The organism is Neobacillus sp. SAB-20_R2A, from assembly GCF_049568635.1.
GTDB lineage: Bacteria > Bacillota > Bacilli > Bacillales > Cytobacillaceae > Neobacillus > Neobacillus citreus.
In genome coordinates this window covers 3,954,348-3,971,522 of the sequence record NZ_CP145895.1, presented here as the reverse complement: position 1 = coordinate 3,971,522, position 17,175 = coordinate 3,954,348, and the positions used below count along the sequence as shown (strand labels likewise).

The following is a 17,175-nucleotide window of genomic DNA, read 5'->3' as shown; positions in this document are numbered from 1 at the left end:
GAATATGAACAATGTATTAATTAATAGGGAAGAATAATACAGAAGGTTTGCTATGTTTGCAAATTTGTTTACACTAATAGTATCAAGTTTCTAACTCTGGGAGTTGAGCATTAGTGAAAATATTAGTGATCGAGGATAATAAAAGTGTTTGTTCAATGATTGAAATGTTTTTTGCAAAGGAAGGTATAGAAGGAGTCTTTATTAATGATGGATTGGAAGGTTATAACCAGTTTGAAAATGGCACATGGGATGCTTTGATTGTTGATTGGATGCTGCCCGGCATGGATGGGGTCACCATATGCCGAAAGATCAGAGAAGAAAAAAATACTGTCCCCATCATTATGCTAACAGCAAAGGACAGCGAGTCAGACCAGGTTCTTGGCCTTGAAATGGGAGCGGATGACTATGTAACGAAGCCGTTCAGCCCGCTGACCCTGATGGCCAGGATTAAGGCAGTAACCCGGCGTGTTCAGGTCCAGGCACCAAAAGATAACGAAGGGGTATTGGAAACAGACCATTTTAAAATCAACAAAACAACTAGAGAAGTAATGGTTGACGGGACTCCGATAACCAATTTGACCCCCAAGGAGTTTGATTTGCTTTTCTATATGGCGGAGCATCCTCGCCAGGTTTTCTCACGGGAGCAGCTGCTTGAAAGGGTCTGGGGCTATCAGTTTTATGGAGATGAACGAACCGTTGATGTGCATATCAAAAGGTTGCGGAAAAAGGTGGAAACTTCGGAGCAGCCATTCTTCCATACTGTTTGGGGAGTAGGGTATAAGTTCGATGACGCGCTTAAAACAGACTAAGTTCCGTTACTTTTATCAACAGTTTAGCAGCCATATTAGCATTATTATTGTAGCGTTTTTACTATTAAGTTTATTATTTGCCCATTATCTTGAAAACCTTGTTTATAGGAACAAGGCGGATGAACTAATTTCCTATGGCAAAGCTATTTTGTCGGATATTAAAGAAAATCCGTATGCAACCGAAATCGTGCTTAATAAATATAGTTCTGTTTTACCAGCTCGTAAAATAAGCTTTAGTTTATTTGATCGGGATGGCAAATTGTATTTAGTTTCTAATCGAGGGCCAGAAATTAAATACCTGCCCCGGGAGGATTGGGAAAGCTTAGAAAAGGGTAAGACGATTATTGTTCAAAGCGATTATAAAAGATTTGACCAGGATGGCGTAACATTTGTCGTTTTACCCTATTTGGAAAATGGAAAATTCTATGGGGGAATTCTGCTCACCTCACCGATTAGCGGTTCCCTCGAAATGATTCAAGAAATTAATAAGATTTTATTGTATACTATTTTGATTGCTTTTGGTGTTTCTTTCCTTCAGAGCTGGTACTTATCAAGAATTCATGTGAAAAGGATTAGAAGGCTTCGGGAGGCAACCTCCCAAGTATCTAAAGGGGATTATAATGTTCATGTTCAATCCTCAAATTATGATGAAATCGGAGAATTAGCAAATGATTTTAATCACATGGTTGATAAAATCAATACTTCTATGGCCGAGATTGAAAGCTTGGAAAACCGCCGTCGTCAATTTATGGCCGATGTTTCTCATGAAATGAGGACACCGCTTACGACCATAAGCGGAGTGATTGAAGGGCTAAAAAACAATATGATTTCTGAAGAAGATAAAGAAAGAGGCATAAACCTAGTCAGTCAAGAGGCAAAAAGACTGATTCGTCTCGTCAATGAAAATCTTGATTTTGAAAAAATCCGTTCCAACCAGATACAGTTAATGAAGGAAGAAATTGAGCTTTTGGAAGTTCTTGAGATAATACAGGAGCAATTAAGTCTTCAGGCGGAAGAAAAAAACAATCAAATCATTGTTGAAGCAGCACCGGAAGTTTACGTAAAAGCCGATTACGACCGGCTTATTCAAATCTTAATTAATATAACGAAAAATAGCATTCAATTTACAAGAGAGGGAACCATCTGGCTTCGCGGAAGGGAAGAGCCGGACAGCGTCATCATTGAAGTGGAGGATACCGGAATTGGGATTGATCCTGCTGAAGTAGAAAAAATCTGGCGCCGCTTTTACAAAGCTGATATTTCCAGAACCAGTAACCCTTATGGTGAGTTTGGTCTAGGACTTTCTATTGTGAAACAGCTAGTGCTTCTCCATAGTGGGGATATAAATGTTGTGAGTGAAAAAGGGAAAGGGACAAAATTTATTATTCGTTTTCCAAAATAAACGTCGTGGGAAAATTGCTCCCGCGGCTTTTTTCATAATAATTTCTAAAAGCCGTTAAAGTTTGTTAATAATTTCTTAAAATTTGTCAGGTATAGTAAAGACAAGATAAGAAGTTAACATACTTAAAGGAGAAGATTACGATGGAATTCAGAGATCCGAATGAAATCAATCAAACTCAAAACGATTCGTATGAAGTGACAAGAATCCAGCCCGGAACAGAGCAGATGAGGACCGCTCCTCCTGTTAAAAGCAAACCCAAAAAAGGTTTTGTAAAAGGATTTGTTTCGACGGTAGCGGCAGGAGTGGTCGGATCTGCATTGACATTAGCAGTCCTGCCGCACACTGATTACTTCCAGAACTATTATCCGGCAGCGGCAAATCAAGACACAAGCAGTTCACAGGCAGCCAAGAGTACGGCTTCAACGGTTAGACCGGTGTCAACAAAGTCCACTTCAGATTCTGCTTCTATTGCTGATACAGTGGAGCAGGTTTCAAAGGCGATTGTCGGTATTGTCAATTACCAGCAGCAAAATGATCCGTTTTTCCGGAGTTCAAATTCATCCCAAAGTGTAGAATCTGGTTCGGGCTCAGGGGTTCTTTTTCAAAAAAAAGGTGATTTTGCCTACATCGTTACTAATAACCATGTGGTAGAGGGTGCTTCGAAGTTGGAGGTTTCCTTATACAATGGTGAAAAAACAACAGCAGAAGTTGTCGGCACAGATGCCTTGACTGACCTTGCAGTTTTAAAAATTGATGCTAAAAATGTTACGACAACAGTTCAATTTGGCGATTCATCAACCCTTCGTCCCGGCGACCAGGTTTACGCAATCGGAAATCCATTGGGGCTAGAGCTTTCCAGGACTGTAACCCAGGGAATTGTCAGTGCCACGAATAGAAGCATTCCAGTTTCGACATCAGCAGGGAACTGGGAAACCAATGTCATCCAGACAGATGCAGCGATTAATCCAGGAAACAGCGGAGGGGCGCTAATCAATTCTCAGGGGCTTGTCGTTGGCATTAATAGCATGAAAATTTCCGAAAATGGTGTGGAAGGTCTGGGATTTGCCATCCCAAGCAATGATGTTATTCCAATCGTTAATCAACTAATCCAAAACGGAAAAATTGTGCGTCCCTATTTAGGGGTTGGACTGGCAGACTTAAATCAAGTTTCGCAAATGTATTGGCAAAGTCTTCCTGAAAATATCACCAAAGGGGTTTTGGTCATGAATATTGACCCGAATTCCGCCGCCGCCAAAGCAGGCTTCGAGCCAAAGGACGTGATTGTTTCTATGAACGGAACAGCAATTGCTAATTCATCGGATTTAAGAAAATATCTATACTCAAAGGTTAAAGTTGGCGATGAGATTAAATTTGAAATATATCGTGATGGAAAACAAAAAACGTTAACTGCCAAGTTGACGAATAATAATAGCGAATAGATTTAGAAAAGATAAAACCATTAACTTCAAATTTGGGGTGATATGGTGAACCGAATTGGAAAATATGCAACAAGCGATTTTGTGGATGATATTGAGCTGCTGACTATGCTTTTTGAACTCCCTGAGAAGGATAAAATGCTAATGTGGTCTGAAGGCTATATTGATCTTGTGATTGAAAAATTACCGATATATGCCCGTGACATTTTGGAGAAAAGGATCGAAAAGTGGGAGGATACAAAAGCTTATTTTGAAATTCAGCTGAATGAAATTAAACAAGACCAAGAGTTTTTAGCAAAATTAAAGGGCGAACGGAAGGAGTTCGCTCTTTTTGTCATGAAACGGTATCCAGAGTTTCAATCACTGTTGTTTTTGTTATATGATGGAAACCTTAAAGAAAGGGATTTAAGGAAGTTTGTTTATCGGCGAAGATTTAGCGTTGGTAAAAAGTATCTCCATTAAGAATTTCTTTTTAATAAGATGAAGCGACGCTACTCTAATTTTTCCATCTTTTCGAAAGGCGAAACATCTCATATAATGGGTATGTTCCTATTAAAAAGGTGGTCTCCTAATGAATTTTACTTTTTCCTTAAGACAAATACTAATTGTTCTTTTAATAACCTTAATTGGTGTGATAACGTCTGTCTTTTTACATCTTCCGCTTGTAATTGGCTTTCTTCCGGGATTTCTTATTCTATTTCAACTTTCTGCTAAAAAAGGGATTCCTTATAAGGGTATTTTAAAAATTTGCTGGAGTGGTATAAATAAAACAAAAATCGTCATACTGATCCTATTCTTAGTAGGATTTTTATTACCCTCATGGTATCTGTCCGGGACGATTGACCAAATGGTTCAAGTTGCACTTGGGTTGATTAGCCCGGAGCATTTTTTTCTTCTGACGTTTATTGCTGCGTTAACAATGTCGATGCTGCTCGGTACAACCGTTGGAACATTAAGTGCAATTGGAGTACCAATTCTTGGAACAGCAATGGTTCTGCATCTTCCGGTGGAGGTGGCCGCCGGTGCATTGGTTTCTGGAGCGTTTGTCGGGGACAGGACATCCCCATTTTCGAGTTCGCATCAGCTGGTTTCACACACAGTCGAAATACCGCTTAAGAAGCAGGGGAAAGCGATGTTGCTAACAACCATTCTCGCGATATTTCTTTGCTTAATCTTTTACGATGTTCTAGACTATTATCTTTCAGCTGAGACAGTTGTCCATTCTGAGCATTTGGAATGGAGCAAGCTATCGTTGACGAAATTTTTCCCGCCACTTATCTTAATACTATTTGTGATTTTTCGAATGAGTATCATTTATGCTTTTCTTTCTAGCATTCTCTCTGCGTCCATTCTAGCTGTTCTTGATGGCAATGCTTTTGGCAAAATTATCAATGCCTTATGGTACGGAATCGATGGTTTGGGCGGCGGGTTCATTCATATGTATGAATTGCTGCTATTTTTGGCTCTCGCCGGGGCCTATAATGGATTATTAGAGGAATTGAATGTCATTCAGCCTTATTTGGATAAATGGCTGCAGTCATCAAGCTCCTTAACGAGTGACACCGTTAAAGTCCTGACAGCCACTTTGATTATCAGTTTAATTGCCGCTAATCAAACGCTTCCGATTATTTTGACTGGGAGGGCGTTCCTGCCGCATTGGTCAAATCGTTATGGGAAGGAAGAATTGGCTAGAGTATTGGGCGATTCGACAATGCTGTTTCCAGGAATGGTTCCATGGAGTGTATTGGCCATTATGTGCAGTACCATTGTCGGGGTTTCGTTAGTGGATTATTTGCCGTATGCCTTATTTTTATGGATTTTGCCATTTATAACATTAGGAATTTCTCGTCTAAAACAACTGCTCAAAAATAATAAAAAGCGAACCGCTGCTGCGTAAACAGGATCCATTTCTCGGTTCCTGTTTTTTTTGCAATCTGAATCCTATGAATGAAGTCCATTTTTATAACATATAAGTGGTAATAAAGAACTTGGACAAGGGATGACGAGATGCTGAAAAAATGGGTAATAATTGGCTTTGGAACGTCGATGATTGGAATTGGCATTAACGGGTTTATCCTCCCCTTCCACCTAATAAATGGCGGGTTTTTTGGGATTAGTCTGTTGGCCAATTATCTTTGGGACTTAAACCCGGGAATTATATTTATTCTATTGAATATCCCAGTTTACTTGTTTGCGATTAAATATGAACCAAACCTTTTTATCGATGGATTAATAGGTGCTATTGTTTCAGGGGTAATGATTCAATTTTGGCTGCCGCTCGGCGGTGTCTTTCATATGCCTATCTTAAGCAGTATCATAATTGGTGCCATTATAATCGGGATCGGTGTTGGCGTGATGTTAAGAAATCATATCAGTCCCGGCGGAATCGACTTGCTTGCGCTGATTATTTCCAAATGGTCCAAGGTGAATGTAGGGTTGGTTGCCTTAACCATCGATGGAATGATTATTATTTCAGGTCTGCTGCTACTAAAGGATCCAAAATTCTTGTATTCATTAGTCATTGTTACGATTATCGGATTGTTGATCAGCATTATTACCTCGATTGGCAGGATAGAAATTTCAAAAATTAAATAAGCAATGATGACGATGTTCACTATTTATTCACTCATTTTTCAGAATTGATTGCTATGATAATAGTAAAAGGAAATTTTTTGAAACGGAGTGTTTAAGGTGAATATTTTACTGGCGGAAGATGATGTCCGGCTGGGAAAAATAATGACACACTTGTTAAAAAAAGAATTTCATCTTGTCGATTGGGTGACCAGTGGCAAAGAGGCATATGACAATGCCCGCATCTATAACTATGATGTTATTATTCTGGACTGGATGCTGCCCGGGGAAACTGGGCTTTCAGTCTACAAACGGCTGCGCGAGAAGGAGATCCAAAGTGGAATTTTATTTGTTACGGCTAAAGATGCCAATGAAGACATCATCACAGGTTTAGATTCAGGAGCAGACGATTACATTGTAAAACCATTTGAGTTTAATGAGCTTTCGGCACGGATTCGGGCAATTTGCCGCCGGAAGGAGAAACCTGTTGAAGAATTGATCGCGATCAATGATTTCTCCTTGAATCTGAATACCCATGAATTTAAAAGAAATGGGTTTATAATTGATTTAACGAAAAAGGAATATCAACTATTGGAATTGTTGATGCGAAACGCAAATCAAGTTTTGACAAGAGAAATTCTGTTCGACAAGCTTTGGGGCTATGATGCTGAGGTTTCGGATAATGCGCTTGATGCCCTAGTGAAATTGGTGCGCAAAAAGGTTGATATTCCTGGAAAGCCTTCCTTAATTCAAAATGTCCGCGGAATCGGCTATAAGGTGAGAAATACCAATGTTTAATCAAGTGAAAAGGCGTTTAACGGTTGTTTATACTTTATCTCTGGTCAGTTTGCTTGTTTTGTTTATTGGAATCCTCTACCTCCTTATTTCGCATGAAATCAATGCAAAGGAAGAAGAGCAGCTAATGGGGTATTTTGACAAAGAAAAGTCTGATTTCCTCGAGGACCTTTATGAGAGCGAACACCATGGAATAGAGTATGATCCGAACCGAACGATATTTTATTATGTACTTAACCACCAGATAGAGTTTGTGTATGGGGAGGAAAACATTCGGGGATTCTATCAATGGGTGGGAAATATCCCAATTACAAATGCTGACAAAGCGGAAAGGATTCAATGGGAAGACAAGCATATACTTGTCGAGATACAGCCTCTTGGTTCTTATGGCTTTGTCGTCCTAGGAATGGATATTACATCAGAAAAACACTTGATTCAAAAAATCACATGGACGTTGATTGCGTTAACGGTATTTTTTAGTTTGATTTTTGCCTATTTAGGTTATTATTTTGCTGGACAAGCGATGAAGCCTATTAAAACAGCTTATCACAAACAGGAAAAGTTTGTTTCCGATGCCTCACATGAACTAAGAACTCCATTAAGTATTTTTTACAGTTCGATTGACCTGTTAAACCGCGAAGAGAGTCAGAATATGAGTCCACTTGGAATAGAAGTCCTTCATGATTTACAAACTGAAGCCCAATTAATGAATAGACTGGTCAATGATTTACTCCTATTGGCCAGAAGTGATAAGAACCAATTAACCATGGAGATGAAAGAGGTTAATTTATCGGAATTGTTAACTTCCATATCCAAGCGGTTCTTACGGAAGAAACCAGCCAATATCATATTTGCGCAAAAAATTGAACCTGAGATTTTTCTAGTTTGCGATGAAACAAGGATACAGGAATTAGTTTATATATTGTTGGATAATGCATTCAAGTATACAAATGAAGGGACAGTAAAGCTTACATTAACATTAACATCTGCTGAAAAAATTATTACTGTTGAAGATTCAGGGTGCGGCATTGCGCAAGAAAATCTTCCTTTTATATTTGACCGTTTTTACCGGACAGATGCCTCAAGAGCAAAAGGAGGCTCCGGTTTAGGTCTATCAATTGCCAAGTCGATTGTGGAGGCCCACGGAGGAAAAATATCCGTGCAAAGCATGCTGGGTAAAGGCAGTGTTTTTACGGTCACAATAAAAGACAAAAATTAAAACGGCAGGATTGGCTGCCGTTTTAATTTTTCAGTTTGCCTTGCTTAGCCTCAGACCCATGCATGATGGTTTCGATATATTTTAGGATTGATAGAACAAAAATGAGAGAAATACTACCGGCGTATAAAACCAATGCCCACCGCTCTGTTGAATCTGTTCCAATCAATAGCCCGTGCAAAACCATTAGCACCCATGCCGGAAAAACTGCAAGATGGAGTTTTTTCCAATTTTTTATCCCTAATTTTTTTATGAAAAAATCTGAAGAAATCATCACAATGAAAAATAGATAAAATGATAATGTGCCAAGAGTAGAATATATAGGTTGATTGTTTGCAAGTAAAGGGACAAAAAGTTCTGGAATGGAATACGGAACATATTGATCGCGCCAAATTAACATGAGATGAAAAACAATCGTCAACAAACCATACCAGCCGCTGATTTGATGAAGGGAAAGAAGATATGCTTTCTTTTTCTTCATCACCATAAAGGAACTGACCAACCCGATTGCAAGGGAAATGGTCATGAAAAAATAGGCCAAAAAACCAGAGCTGCGAATCAATGTCCAAATCGAAATATAGTCGTTTATCAAGTTATCACCTTCCTTTAAAGGTAGTAATCGTTTCATCTTCATGAGCGAGAAGCACTGAATAGTGGGGGTTAATACCCGCTAATGCCTTCATTAATGTGCTATCTTTTTCCATAAAGCAAAGCTTAGCCATTACCTCTGCGTCCTGGCAGTTTTCTGTAATGACAGTTGCTTGAAGGATTTCTGATTTAACTGGCAGACCTGTTTTCCCGTTTAATAGGTGGTGTTTTATCTCCTTCTCCTGTACCCAACTGCGATAGACGATATTAGAGGTAGCAATGCTTCCGTTTTTTAATGGAATGTTAGCCATTTCTTGATTTTCTTTAAAAGGGTGGGCTACACCGATTTTCCATTCCTTCTTTCCATCGGACCAGCATGTAATATCGCCGCCGCCGTCAACAATCCCTGACTTGGCCCCACCGATATTTTTTAGCCATCGTGCTGCAGCTTGGGCGGCATAGCCTTTACCAATACCTCCTAAATCTATTTGATTTTCACTTTGTTTTTTTATCGTAAAGGTCTCAAAGGTGAAAACATATGGCGTGTGTTCTTCAGTACAATTGACGGGCACTTCGTTCCCAACTTTCAAACTAGACTGGAATGGAAAGGAGTTTGTATAGCCGTGGTATTGCATCTGGGCAAGTAAATAGGGTGAGAAGTATCCTTTCGTCTTCTTGCGATATTGTTCTGCCTGATAGAGTACGTCAAAGAGCGGAGGGGAGACCTTAGCGGTTTCTCCCGGCGCCAACCTATTCAATAATCCGAGTTCATTGTTGGGATTAAAACGAGACCATTCCTTTTCAACATACCGAATCCATCCGGTCATAATCTCCTTCCAATTTGAAATGTCAGTATTGGAGATGGCAATATAAAATGACGTGTTCATTGCCTCTAGGACCAAAAAATCAAAATCATCATGATCTTCGGGTTTGGTGGTCACTTTGTCTTACACCTCCCGAGACAGATTCTCCGTTTATGACAAAGTTAGACCAATCAAGTTTGGCATATTCCCTTTCTTCCTTGCTCATTGATTTTGTTAGAGACAGGTCATTCACAACAGACCCCTCATTTCCCGGATTTGTCCCAATTTGTGTGATGACAAAAGCTGTAAGAGCGGTTCCAGTTACGCCTAGCAGCCATTTTGATTTTGTTGATTTTGCCATTTTCCTCACCTTTCCTTTATAGTGGTTTTAAAGTGAATGCTGAATTTGTTTCATCCCACGAGACGCGAAAGCCCAACCCGTTTGCTGCTACTGAGATTGGAAAGAAAACGGAATTTTCCATATAGACAGCTTTTGTCGGCATTGGAGTTTTCAGTTGATTTTCATAGATTGCATTCGAGCCTGCTCGAACAATTAATTCTTTATCACCCTTTGTGAGGATACAAATTCTACTCTTAGGGTAAAAAACTGCTTCTGCTCCAACAGTATCAGAAAATGCCTTTGCAGAAATAAGCAGTTGCCCATTCTGAGGAATGACATAAAGGCGAGATTCTTGGTTACCATTGTTGACTGCCATTTCGGATGGAGTATCTACTGGTAAAACGTTATTGGCATTAGTTCGTGGTTCACGTGTCCAAATATTCCAAAATTCTTGTGATTGGGCTTGCGTGACGGGACTTTGGACCTGATTTTCCCACCCCTCGAAGTCGTCACCATGATCTTCCATTTCAGAGTCCTCTTCATCATCTTCATCGTAAGACTGAAAATACTCACGCTTCCCATCATCGTCATCATCCGCTATAACAGCAGTTGTTCCAATTGAGAAAATCACAAATAAGCTGGCAAGTACGGTAAATAATTTTTTCTGTTTCGTCATCAATCGGACACCTCCATTAATCTTATTAACTGAAGTTTAGCCCCTTTGTCTGAAAGGAATCTGAAAAGACTATGCTAAAATAAAAAAAGTTCAGTTTATAAGAAAGGGCTATGACCATGAAACCAGTTAGAGATCGAATAAAGGAAAATTTAGCTGTTTTATTCGTCGGCTTTAATCCCGGGGTCCGCTCAAGTGAAACAGGCCATCATTTTGCAGGTCCAAGCAACCGTTTTTGGAAAATCCTTCATGAATCAGGGTTGACACCAAGAAAATTAGACCCATCGGAAGGTGATTTATTGCTGGAATTAGGAATGGGGATTACAAATATAGTGGCAAGGCCCACAAAAGCGGCCGCTGAAATCACGAAGGAAGAATTCAAAGAAGGCAGGGACATTTTAAAACAAAAGATTGAAAGACTGAAGCCTCAAATAGTTTGTTATGTAGGAAAAGGCGTATATCTGGAATACAGCGGCCGGAAAACAGCCCCATGGGGGATACAGGAGGAGGCCATTGTGCCGGGGTCGGTTGACTTTGTTGCCCCGAACACAAGCGGATTGGTCAGAATGAAGCTCGAAGAGATGGTGGAGATTTATCGGGAGCTTGCCAGGTTAGTCGTAAAATAAAACGACGGCTCAAGGAGTCCGTCGATTCTTATTATTGGTATTTTTTTTGATAGTGGGTTAGGGCGATAAGCGGGAAGATGTACCGGTAGCTGTGGTAATGGATATAGAAGGCACCGCCCATTCCCTGTCCTTTTGGATACTCTGTTGTCCAGTCGTCTTTATCTAACGATTCTAATAGATGGGCAATCCCTTTTTGAATCACGGGAGTCGGTTTATCGGCAAGTGTAATCAAGGCATCAAGTGCCCATGCGGTATGGGTAAGAGTACTGGACCGGAGCGGAATGTAGGTCTTTTGGTAATCGCTGTGACAGGACTCTCCCCACCCGCCATCCGGATTTTGAATGTTTTTTAACCAGTCCGCTGCTTTTTGAATACGTTGGTCCCTTTCTGGTATGTCAACTGCCAGTAATCCGGTAATAGCTGCCCAGGTTCCGTACATATAGCAAATTCCCCAGCGGCCATACCAGGAGCCGTCTCGCTTTTGGTCTTTCCAAAGCCAGTTGATGCCTTTTTTTATGACAGTATGGTTTTTGGGCAAATTTGTATAATTACCAAAGAACTCTAATGTTCTTCCAGTGAGATCGGCACATGTCGGGTCCTTTAGCAAAAACTCGCCTTTTTCTAGCGGCAATAATTTCAACCAATTTGAATCGGCTTTTCTCTCAAAGGCTGGCCAGCCGCCGTCATCATTTTGCATCGACAAGGTCCAGCTGATTCCTCTCTCCCAAGCCGCTTTTTCAGAGGAGGCAATTCTTGAAAGTGACCTAAGGGAGGCGGTCGTGTCATCCACATCGGGCAGGATTGTATTTATATTCGAAAAGCCCCAGCCTCCAGGTAAGCTGTTGGGATTATGAATCACCCAATCGCCAAATTTATGCTGCTGGCGAGTTAAAAGGTAACGATTTGCTTCTGCAACCATGGTGTCTTCCGGAGATAATCCAGCTGATTGCAAGGCAAAGCTTATTAAGGATGTATTCCAAACAGTTGCTGTTGTGTATTGCATATGGGGAAAACCGTTTATTTCACATTTCATGGACTTTAGTCCCTCAATCGCTTTGGTAATAACCGAGTCCGTTTTTTTATAGCCAAGTGAGAGCAGGGCAAAAATCATTAAGAAGGTACTGCTGTAGTAACTTAAAAATGTTCCATCCGGTTCAATCCTGTCCAGCATATATTTCTTTGCTCGTTCAAATGCTAAGTTTCTGAGCTCTTCCGGGATGCCAATTAAATTCTCCACTCCATCTTCAATCAAGGATAACAACGAGCGCCATTCATCCGAACGAATCCATTGTTCGTCTGCCTCCCGGTGGATGTGCAGGTCGGTTAAGTCGGGAGCATTTTTAGCTTTTATCGATAACTTCTTGGAGGCAAGAATCATTATTGGTGTCAAATTAGCCCGCCCAAACACAGAAAAGGAATAGAAATTGATCGGGAAGTTAGTCGGCAAAAGAATAACTTCAATCGGCAGTGGTGAAAACGAAGGCCACCTGTATTGGCCAGTTAGGGCTAGCATGATTTTCGTATACGTACTAACCTCTTTTAGACCGCCATGGGCTAAAATAAATTTCTTTGCCGCCTGTAAATTCTTGTCTTTTTTTGAGTAATATCCGGAGAAAAGGAGGGCATAGTACGCCTCCAGTGTAGATGATACATTTCCATTTCCCTCATCATAAAAAAGCTTCCAAGCCCCGTTTTTTTCCTGCTTACTTAAAATCCGCCTGCAAAGACCTTCGATTAATTCTTCATCATGTATCTCCAATGTGCGTAATAAAATGATGGTAAAAGCATCTGTTGAAATTCCTGTATCAAAAGGATAATCCCAGGAGCCGTCGGGAGATTGGTCTTTTCTAAGCCTGTCAATAATCCAATCGATACCCATTTGTATATCCACCAGCAGGTCACTCCTTTCTTAGGCAAAACTCCTTAGGCTATACATATTCCTATTGTGCAAGGACCATTCGTATTGGGGGTATTTGCCTTGTTTTTTTGGAGGAATCGTGACAAACCGCCGCTAGAAATCATCCGGGCAGAATTAAGAAAAAAAAATAAAGGGGCAGCTGTGGTCCAGATCCCGTTAACAGGGAGAGATCAAGTTCTTTTAGAAAATATAAAAAAGGTAACAGCAAAACATAACATTAATAATGTCACAAGGACAAAAGCCTACCTTGATTTCTATCTCCAGTACCCAGATATCCAATGGGCATTTTTGGGTCATATGGTTTCACGAAACGGTGGGTACAACATGACCGATTTAAAAGGGGAATTTTTAACGAAACTGCTATCAAAAAAAGAAAGAGATTCGTTTTTTTCTTTTTTGGAGAGAGGTAATTGGCTGATTTTCCAGGATGTTTATCCGCAATTTCTGCTTTATGAGGAAAGTCTGCGCAGGGGTAAACCAATGTTTTATATGCTTTCGCATTTAAATGTTTCGACCTTTATGGAAACGATTTGGAATTACTTTTGGGAGAATCATGACCGCTATATTCATTGTATTGCAATGGTCATTAACGAACAGAGTTACTTGGAAAAAAGGGTGGTTCAAAATCTGGTTTACCAGAAAGAGGTATTAAATAAGTTTGAATTTATTCTACAGGACGTGCTTTCCTTCAACCATATTCTATTTCCTTATGGAGATGGCGGGCTGAAGGGCCAGACGCTTCATCAATTTGAATCCCTGCATGAACGGATTTTACTTGGGAAAAGGTTATATTCCGTTCTTTTTAAAAATAAAGATTTTCATATACAAGCTTTGGAATGGGCAAAATTGCATCCGCATACTGGATCGCGAAAGGATTATTGGCCGCATCTTTTTAATAATGTGAATGAGGGGACACCCGGTATAGCTTATCCGCTGCGCCTGAAATCCTGCAGGCTTAGGAAGGGAGCAAGAAGATTTTACAGCCCGAATCTTGAAAATGCTTGGAAAAATGTCATCCAGACGGAAGCGGAGCCTGGGGATTGGTTTGAAGACTGGCGTGTGGCGGATTATTTAGTGGACGATATGGAAATGATGGACGGAGAGATAAGAGATGAATACTGTAAAACACTTGAACGGCTCGAAATCGCAGCTCTTGCCAAAAAGACGATTAACTTTTAAGCATGTGTTGGCTGGCGGGGTGCTCGGCTCATTAATAGGGACTTATTTGGATCTTTATTTTGTAGGTAAGGGAATGTATGAGTTTACGTTTCGCCCGCTAGCGGACGTTTTTTCCATAAATATCGCGTTTACGCTTGTGGTGCTTCCGATATTTATGGCCGTTTTTTTATATGTGATTGCTGGTTTGAATAAATGGGGGAGGATGGGTGTAATCCTGTTTGCCAGTTTATTGATACCCATTCTAGAAAAATTAGCTGAGGTTCTTGGCTTGTTTAAGCATGCGGTGGAGTGGAAGCACATTTACACTTTTTTTGGGTATCTTTTATTTTTATCAGCGGTAACGATGTTTTTTCAATGGCTGGAAAAAGAAAAAAAATAAAAAAGCCGAGACAAAGTCTCGGCTGCCCCTTCCGTCCGTACAGTGGTTAAGTGTCCCGCAACAAGCGAATGTTCGGAAGGGGTAAAATTATTTTAACACACTTCTGTAAAAAATATAAATGGGCAAATGTGCCAATACTTTCTTTTCTTTGATGAAAAGTGTATGATTAAGATGATTTTTTACATAAGGAGTGTTATATATGGCTAAAAAAGGATACATATTGATGGAAAATGGCGCGAAAATCGAGTTTGATTTATTTCAAAACGAAGCGCCGGGGACAGTTGAAAACTTTGAGAAACTGGCGAACTCAGGTTTTTACAATGGAGTTATTTTTCACCGAGTAATTCCGGGCTTCGTATCTCAGGGGGGTGACCCTACAGGAACAGGAATGGGTGGTCCCGGCTACACTATAAAGTGTGAAACGGAAGGCAATCCACATAAGCATGTACCTGGTTCACTTTCCATGGCTCATGCGGGAAGAGACACTGGCGGCAGCCAATTCTTTATCGTTCATGAATCACAGCCGCACCTAAATGGTGTCCATACTGTTTTTGGGCAAGTAACTTCTGATCTTGAGGCCGTAAGATCAATGAGAAACGGTGACACCATGAAAGAAGTACGCGTTTTTGATGAAGAATAATTTTTTACGGGAGAGCTGATTTTTAGCTCTCTTTTTCTTTGGACTAATAAAGTGTAACAAGGGGAAAATATCTTTAATAACTCAGATACGGGGGTCTTTATATTGAAGAAATTCGTGGTTTTTCTCCTTTTACTATTGGTTCTTCCTATTAATACAAAAGTGATTGCAAAGGAATCAGAGGCAAAAAACCTTAAAGCGGCCATTATTATTGATGACTTTGGGGGCTGTGTCAAAGGGGCGAGTGACTTTCTAGAAGGAGATGTACCTATTACAGCTGCGGTCATGCCTTTTACCGACAACTCGAAAAAACACGCGCAATTGGCTCATAAAAATGGCTTTGAAGTCATGATTCATTTGCCGATGGAGCCTAAAAGAGGGAAACGATCATGGCTTGGACCTAAACCCATTACCGCGGACCTATCCCCAAAGCAAGTAAGAGAACGTGTTTTAGAGGCTGTTAAGAGCGTTCCGTATGCTGTCGGACTTAATAATCACATGGGCTCGCTGGCTGTGGAGAATGAAAATATTGTCCGCGCAATTGTCGAGGTAGCGAAGGAAAAAAATCTATATATCGTTGACAGCGGCACTAGCAGCAAATCGAAATTCCCTAAGATTGCAGCCGAAATGGGTGTTCCTTTATTAAAGAATGATGTCTTTCTGGATGATATTACATCCCCCGCACATGTCCGAAAACAGATGAACCTGCTGGCAAAAAAGACAGAGATAAAAAGAAAGGCTATTGCAATTGGCCATGTTGGAGTGACTGGGAAAGTCTGCTCGAATGGAATTTTGCAGTCGATGGACGAATTTAATAAGAAGAATATCAAAATTGTTCCTGTATCACAGCTTTTTGACTATCAATTAATTGAAAAGAAATTTATCCCCTAATAAAGGCAGCGATTCGTTGCCTTTTTCCATTTATTTTCTGAACAAAATCCTTTCCGTGTGTCACCTAAAGCTGATACAATGACCTTTATTAAATAGAATAAGAGTCATAAGGGAGTAGGATCATTAAATGAAACTAGTTTCATGGAATGTGAACGGTCTTAGAGCTTGTGTGAAAAAAGGCTTTTTGGAATATTTTAATGAGGTTGATGCGGATATCTTTTGTATTCAGGAAACGAAATTGCAAGAAGGGCAAATTAGTCTGGAGTTAGACGGCTATCATCAATACTGGAACTATGCCGTTAAGAAAGGTTATTCAGGTACGGCTGTTTTTACAAAAGCTGAACCGTTATCAGTTAAATATGGAGTGGGACAGGAAGATGATGAAAATGAAGGTCGAATTCTTACATTAGAATTCCCTGATTTTTTCTTGGTCAATGTATATACACCAAACTCCCAGAGAGACTTAGCAAGGCTAGGGTACCGTTTGGAATGGGAGGTGCGGATTCTTCAGCATCTGCAAGAGCTGGATAAGATAAAGCCTGTTGTCTTTTGCGGCGATTTAAATGTTGCCCACATGGAAATTGATTTAAGGAATCCGAAATCAAATGTAGGGAATTCAGGTTTTACAGACGAAGAACGTGCTAAAATGTCAACACTTCTGGAGGCAGGATTTGTCGACAGCTTCCGACATTTCTATCCGGATAAAGAGGGAGCTTATACGTGGTGGTCATACATGAATAAAGTTCGAGAAAGAAATATCGGATGGCGGATTGACTACTTCATCGTCTCGCAAACTTTAGGTGAGCGTTTAAAAAATGCTGATATTCACGCTCATGTTATGGGTAGTGATCATTGTCCTGTAGTGCTGGAAATACATTAAGGATTAAGGTTAAAAAAACCCTTTGTCATGGT

19 protein-coding genes are annotated in these 17,175 nt (G+C 40.2%); 14 read left to right on the top strand and 5 right to left on the bottom strand.

Translation table 11 applies throughout. The features are described 5' to 3' along the window. The first annotated feature begins 113 nt into the window (after positions 1–113). The 8 genes from V5M37_RS19220 (at position 114) to V5M37_RS19185 (ending at position 8,232) form a co-directional block, all read left to right on the top strand. Positions 114–809: a winged helix-turn-helix domain-containing protein gene (locus V5M37_RS19220; protein WP_423798747.1), complete on the top strand. Its 696-nt coding sequence runs from the start codon at positions 114–116 to the stop codon at positions 807–809. Beyond that, a complete protein-coding gene (locus V5M37_RS19215; RefSeq protein ID WP_423798746.1) occupies positions 787–2,211 on the top strand; it encodes an ATP-binding protein in 1,425 nt (474 codons plus the stop codon). The genes V5M37_RS19220 and V5M37_RS19215 overlap by 23 nt, the downstream gene beginning before the upstream one ends. Before the next feature lie 224 nt (positions 2,212–2,435). After that, the gene (locus V5M37_RS19210) at positions 2,436–3,650 is read left to right on the top strand and encodes a S1C family serine protease (RefSeq protein ID WP_378583624.1); all 1,215 of its coding nucleotides are present in this window, start codon (positions 2,436–2,438) and stop codon (positions 3,648–3,650) included. A 45-nt stretch (positions 3,651–3,695) separates the two neighbouring features. Then, a complete protein-coding gene (locus tag V5M37_RS19205; protein ID WP_423798745.1) occupies positions 3,696–4,109 on the top strand; it encodes a hypothetical protein in 414 nt (137 codons plus the stop codon). A 109-nt stretch (positions 4,110–4,218) separates the two neighbouring features. After that, positions 4,219–5,544 (top strand): Na+/H+ antiporter NhaC family protein, encoded by a 1,326-nt coding sequence (locus V5M37_RS19200; RefSeq protein WP_423798744.1) that lies wholly within the window; start codon positions 4,219–4,221, stop codon positions 5,542–5,544. A gap of 110 nt (positions 5,545–5,654) precedes the next feature. Next, a complete protein-coding gene (locus V5M37_RS19195; RefSeq protein WP_423798743.1) occupies positions 5,655–6,242 on the top strand; it encodes a YitT family protein in 588 nt (195 codons plus the stop codon). Between the two features lie 96 nt (positions 6,243–6,338). Next, positions 6,339–7,016, top strand: a complete 678-nt coding sequence (locus tag V5M37_RS19190) for a response regulator transcription factor (RefSeq protein WP_423798742.1) — start codon at positions 6,339–6,341, stop codon at positions 7,014–7,016. Continuing rightward, a complete protein-coding gene (locus V5M37_RS19185; protein WP_423798741.1) occupies positions 7,009–8,232 on the top strand; it encodes a sensor histidine kinase in 1,224 nt (407 codons plus the stop codon). Before V5M37_RS19190 ends, V5M37_RS19185 begins: the two co-directional genes overlap by 8 nt. Positions 8,233–8,254: 22 nt before the next feature. Here the strand turns inward: V5M37_RS19185 and V5M37_RS19180 are convergent, their stop codons facing one another. From V5M37_RS19180 to V5M37_RS19165, 4 genes are read right to left on the bottom strand one after another with little or no spacing between them, the layout of a single operon-like run. Next, the gene (locus V5M37_RS19180) at positions 8,255–8,821 is read right to left on the bottom strand and encodes a ferric reductase-like transmembrane domain-containing protein (RefSeq protein WP_423798740.1); all 567 of its coding nucleotides are present in this window, start codon (positions 8,819–8,821) and stop codon (positions 8,255–8,257) included. A gap of 4 nt (positions 8,822–8,825) precedes the next feature. After that, positions 8,826–9,758 (bottom strand): FAD:protein FMN transferase, encoded by a 933-nt coding sequence (locus tag V5M37_RS19175; protein ID WP_423798739.1) that lies wholly within the window; start codon positions 9,756–9,758, stop codon positions 8,826–8,828. After that, positions 9,733–9,981, bottom strand: coding sequence for a hypothetical protein (locus V5M37_RS19170; RefSeq protein ID WP_423798738.1), 249 nt, complete (start codon positions 9,979–9,981; stop codon positions 9,733–9,735). The genes V5M37_RS19175 and V5M37_RS19170 overlap by 26 nt, the downstream gene beginning before the upstream one ends. A 16-nt stretch (positions 9,982–9,997) precedes the next feature. Further along, positions 9,998–10,636 carry a copper amine oxidase N-terminal domain-containing protein gene (locus V5M37_RS19165; RefSeq protein WP_423798737.1) on the bottom strand — a complete coding sequence of 213 codons (639 nt, stop codon included), beginning with the start codon at positions 10,634–10,636 and terminating at the stop codon, positions 9,998–10,000. Between the two features lie 116 nt (positions 10,637–10,752). On the opposite strand from V5M37_RS19165, the gene mug reads away from it, so the two are divergent. Beyond that, the gene (mug, locus tag V5M37_RS19160; protein ID WP_423798736.1) at positions 10,753–11,259 is read left to right on the top strand and encodes a G/U mismatch-specific DNA glycosylase; all 507 of its coding nucleotides are present in this window, start codon (positions 10,753–10,755) and stop codon (positions 11,257–11,259) included. Between the two features lie 31 nt (positions 11,260–11,290). Here the strand turns inward: mug and shc are convergent, their stop codons facing one another. Beyond that, positions 11,291–13,138 (bottom strand): squalene--hopene cyclase, encoded by a 1,848-nt coding sequence (gene shc, locus V5M37_RS19155; RefSeq protein ID WP_423802649.1) that lies wholly within the window; start codon positions 13,136–13,138, stop codon positions 11,291–11,293. A 99-nt stretch (positions 13,139–13,237) separates the two neighbouring features. Here shc and V5M37_RS19150 point away from each other — a divergent pair, with 99 nt between their 5' ends. From V5M37_RS19150 to V5M37_RS19130, 5 genes are all read left to right on the top strand, one after another. Continuing rightward, a complete protein-coding gene (locus V5M37_RS19150; RefSeq protein WP_423798735.1) occupies positions 13,238–14,356 on the top strand; it encodes a DUF2515 domain-containing protein in 1,119 nt (372 codons plus the stop codon). Further along, positions 14,289–14,735: a CBO0543 family protein gene (locus tag V5M37_RS19145; RefSeq protein ID WP_423798734.1), complete on the top strand. Its 447-nt coding sequence runs from the start codon at positions 14,289–14,291 to the stop codon at positions 14,733–14,735. The genes V5M37_RS19150 and V5M37_RS19145 overlap by 68 nt, the downstream gene beginning before the upstream one ends. Positions 14,736–14,934: 199 nt before the next feature. Further along, complete coding sequence (locus V5M37_RS19140; RefSeq protein ID WP_213120631.1) at positions 14,935–15,375, top strand: peptidylprolyl isomerase; 441 nt, start codon at positions 14,935–14,937, stop codon at positions 15,373–15,375. A 102-nt stretch (positions 15,376–15,477) separates the two neighbouring features. After that, positions 15,478–16,263 carry a divergent polysaccharide deacetylase family protein gene (locus V5M37_RS19135; protein ID WP_423798733.1) on the top strand — a complete coding sequence of 262 codons (786 nt, stop codon included), beginning with the start codon at positions 15,478–15,480 and terminating at the stop codon, positions 16,261–16,263. Positions 16,264–16,390: 127 nt separating this feature from the next. Then, positions 16,391–17,143 carry an exodeoxyribonuclease III gene (locus V5M37_RS19130; RefSeq protein ID WP_423798732.1) on the top strand — a complete coding sequence of 251 codons (753 nt, stop codon included), beginning with the start codon at positions 16,391–16,393 and terminating at the stop codon, positions 17,141–17,143. The last annotated feature ends 32 nt before the right edge of the window (positions 17,144–17,175 follow it).

Excerpts from the sequence above, each read along its gene's own strand:
- V5M37_RS19215 (WP_423798746.1), top strand. The coding sequence starts at position 787 with ATGACGCGCTTAAAACAGACTAAGTTCCGTTACTTTTATCAACAGTTT.
- V5M37_RS19210 (WP_378583624.1), top strand. The coding sequence starts at position 2,436 with ATGAGGACCGCTCCTCCTGTTAAAAGCAAACCCAAAAAAGGTTTTGTA.
- V5M37_RS19200 (WP_423798744.1), top strand. The coding sequence starts at position 4,219 with ATGAATTTTACTTTTTCCTTAAGACAAATACTAATTGTTCTTTTAATA.
- V5M37_RS19195 (WP_423798743.1), top strand. The coding sequence starts at position 5,655 with ATGCTGAAAAAATGGGTAATAATTGGCTTTGGAACGTCGATGATTGGA.
- V5M37_RS19185 (WP_423798741.1), top strand. The coding sequence starts at position 7,009 with ATGTTTAATCAAGTGAAAAGGCGTTTAACGGTTGTTTATACTTTATCT.
- V5M37_RS19170 (WP_423798738.1), bottom strand. The coding sequence starts at position 9,981 with ATGGCAAAATCAACAAAATCAAAATGGCTGCTAGGCGTAACTGGAACC.
- V5M37_RS19165 (WP_423798737.1), bottom strand. The coding sequence starts at position 10,636 with ATGACGAAACAGAAAAAATTATTTACCGTACTTGCCAGCTTATTTGTG.
- mug (WP_423798736.1), top strand. The coding sequence starts at position 10,753 with ATGAAACCAGTTAGAGATCGAATAAAGGAAAATTTAGCTGTTTTATTC.
- shc (WP_423802649.1), bottom strand. The coding sequence starts at position 13,138 with ATGGGTATCGATTGGATTATTGACAGGCTTAGAAAAGACCAATCTCCC.
- V5M37_RS19145 (WP_423798734.1), top strand. The coding sequence starts at position 14,289 with ATGAATACTGTAAAACACTTGAACGGCTCGAAATCGCAGCTCTTGCCA.
- V5M37_RS19140 (WP_213120631.1), top strand. The coding sequence starts at position 14,935 with ATGGCTAAAAAAGGATACATATTGATGGAAAATGGCGCGAAAATCGAG.
- V5M37_RS19130 (WP_423798732.1), top strand. The coding sequence starts at position 16,391 with ATGAAACTAGTTTCATGGAATGTGAACGGTCTTAGAGCTTGTGTGAAA.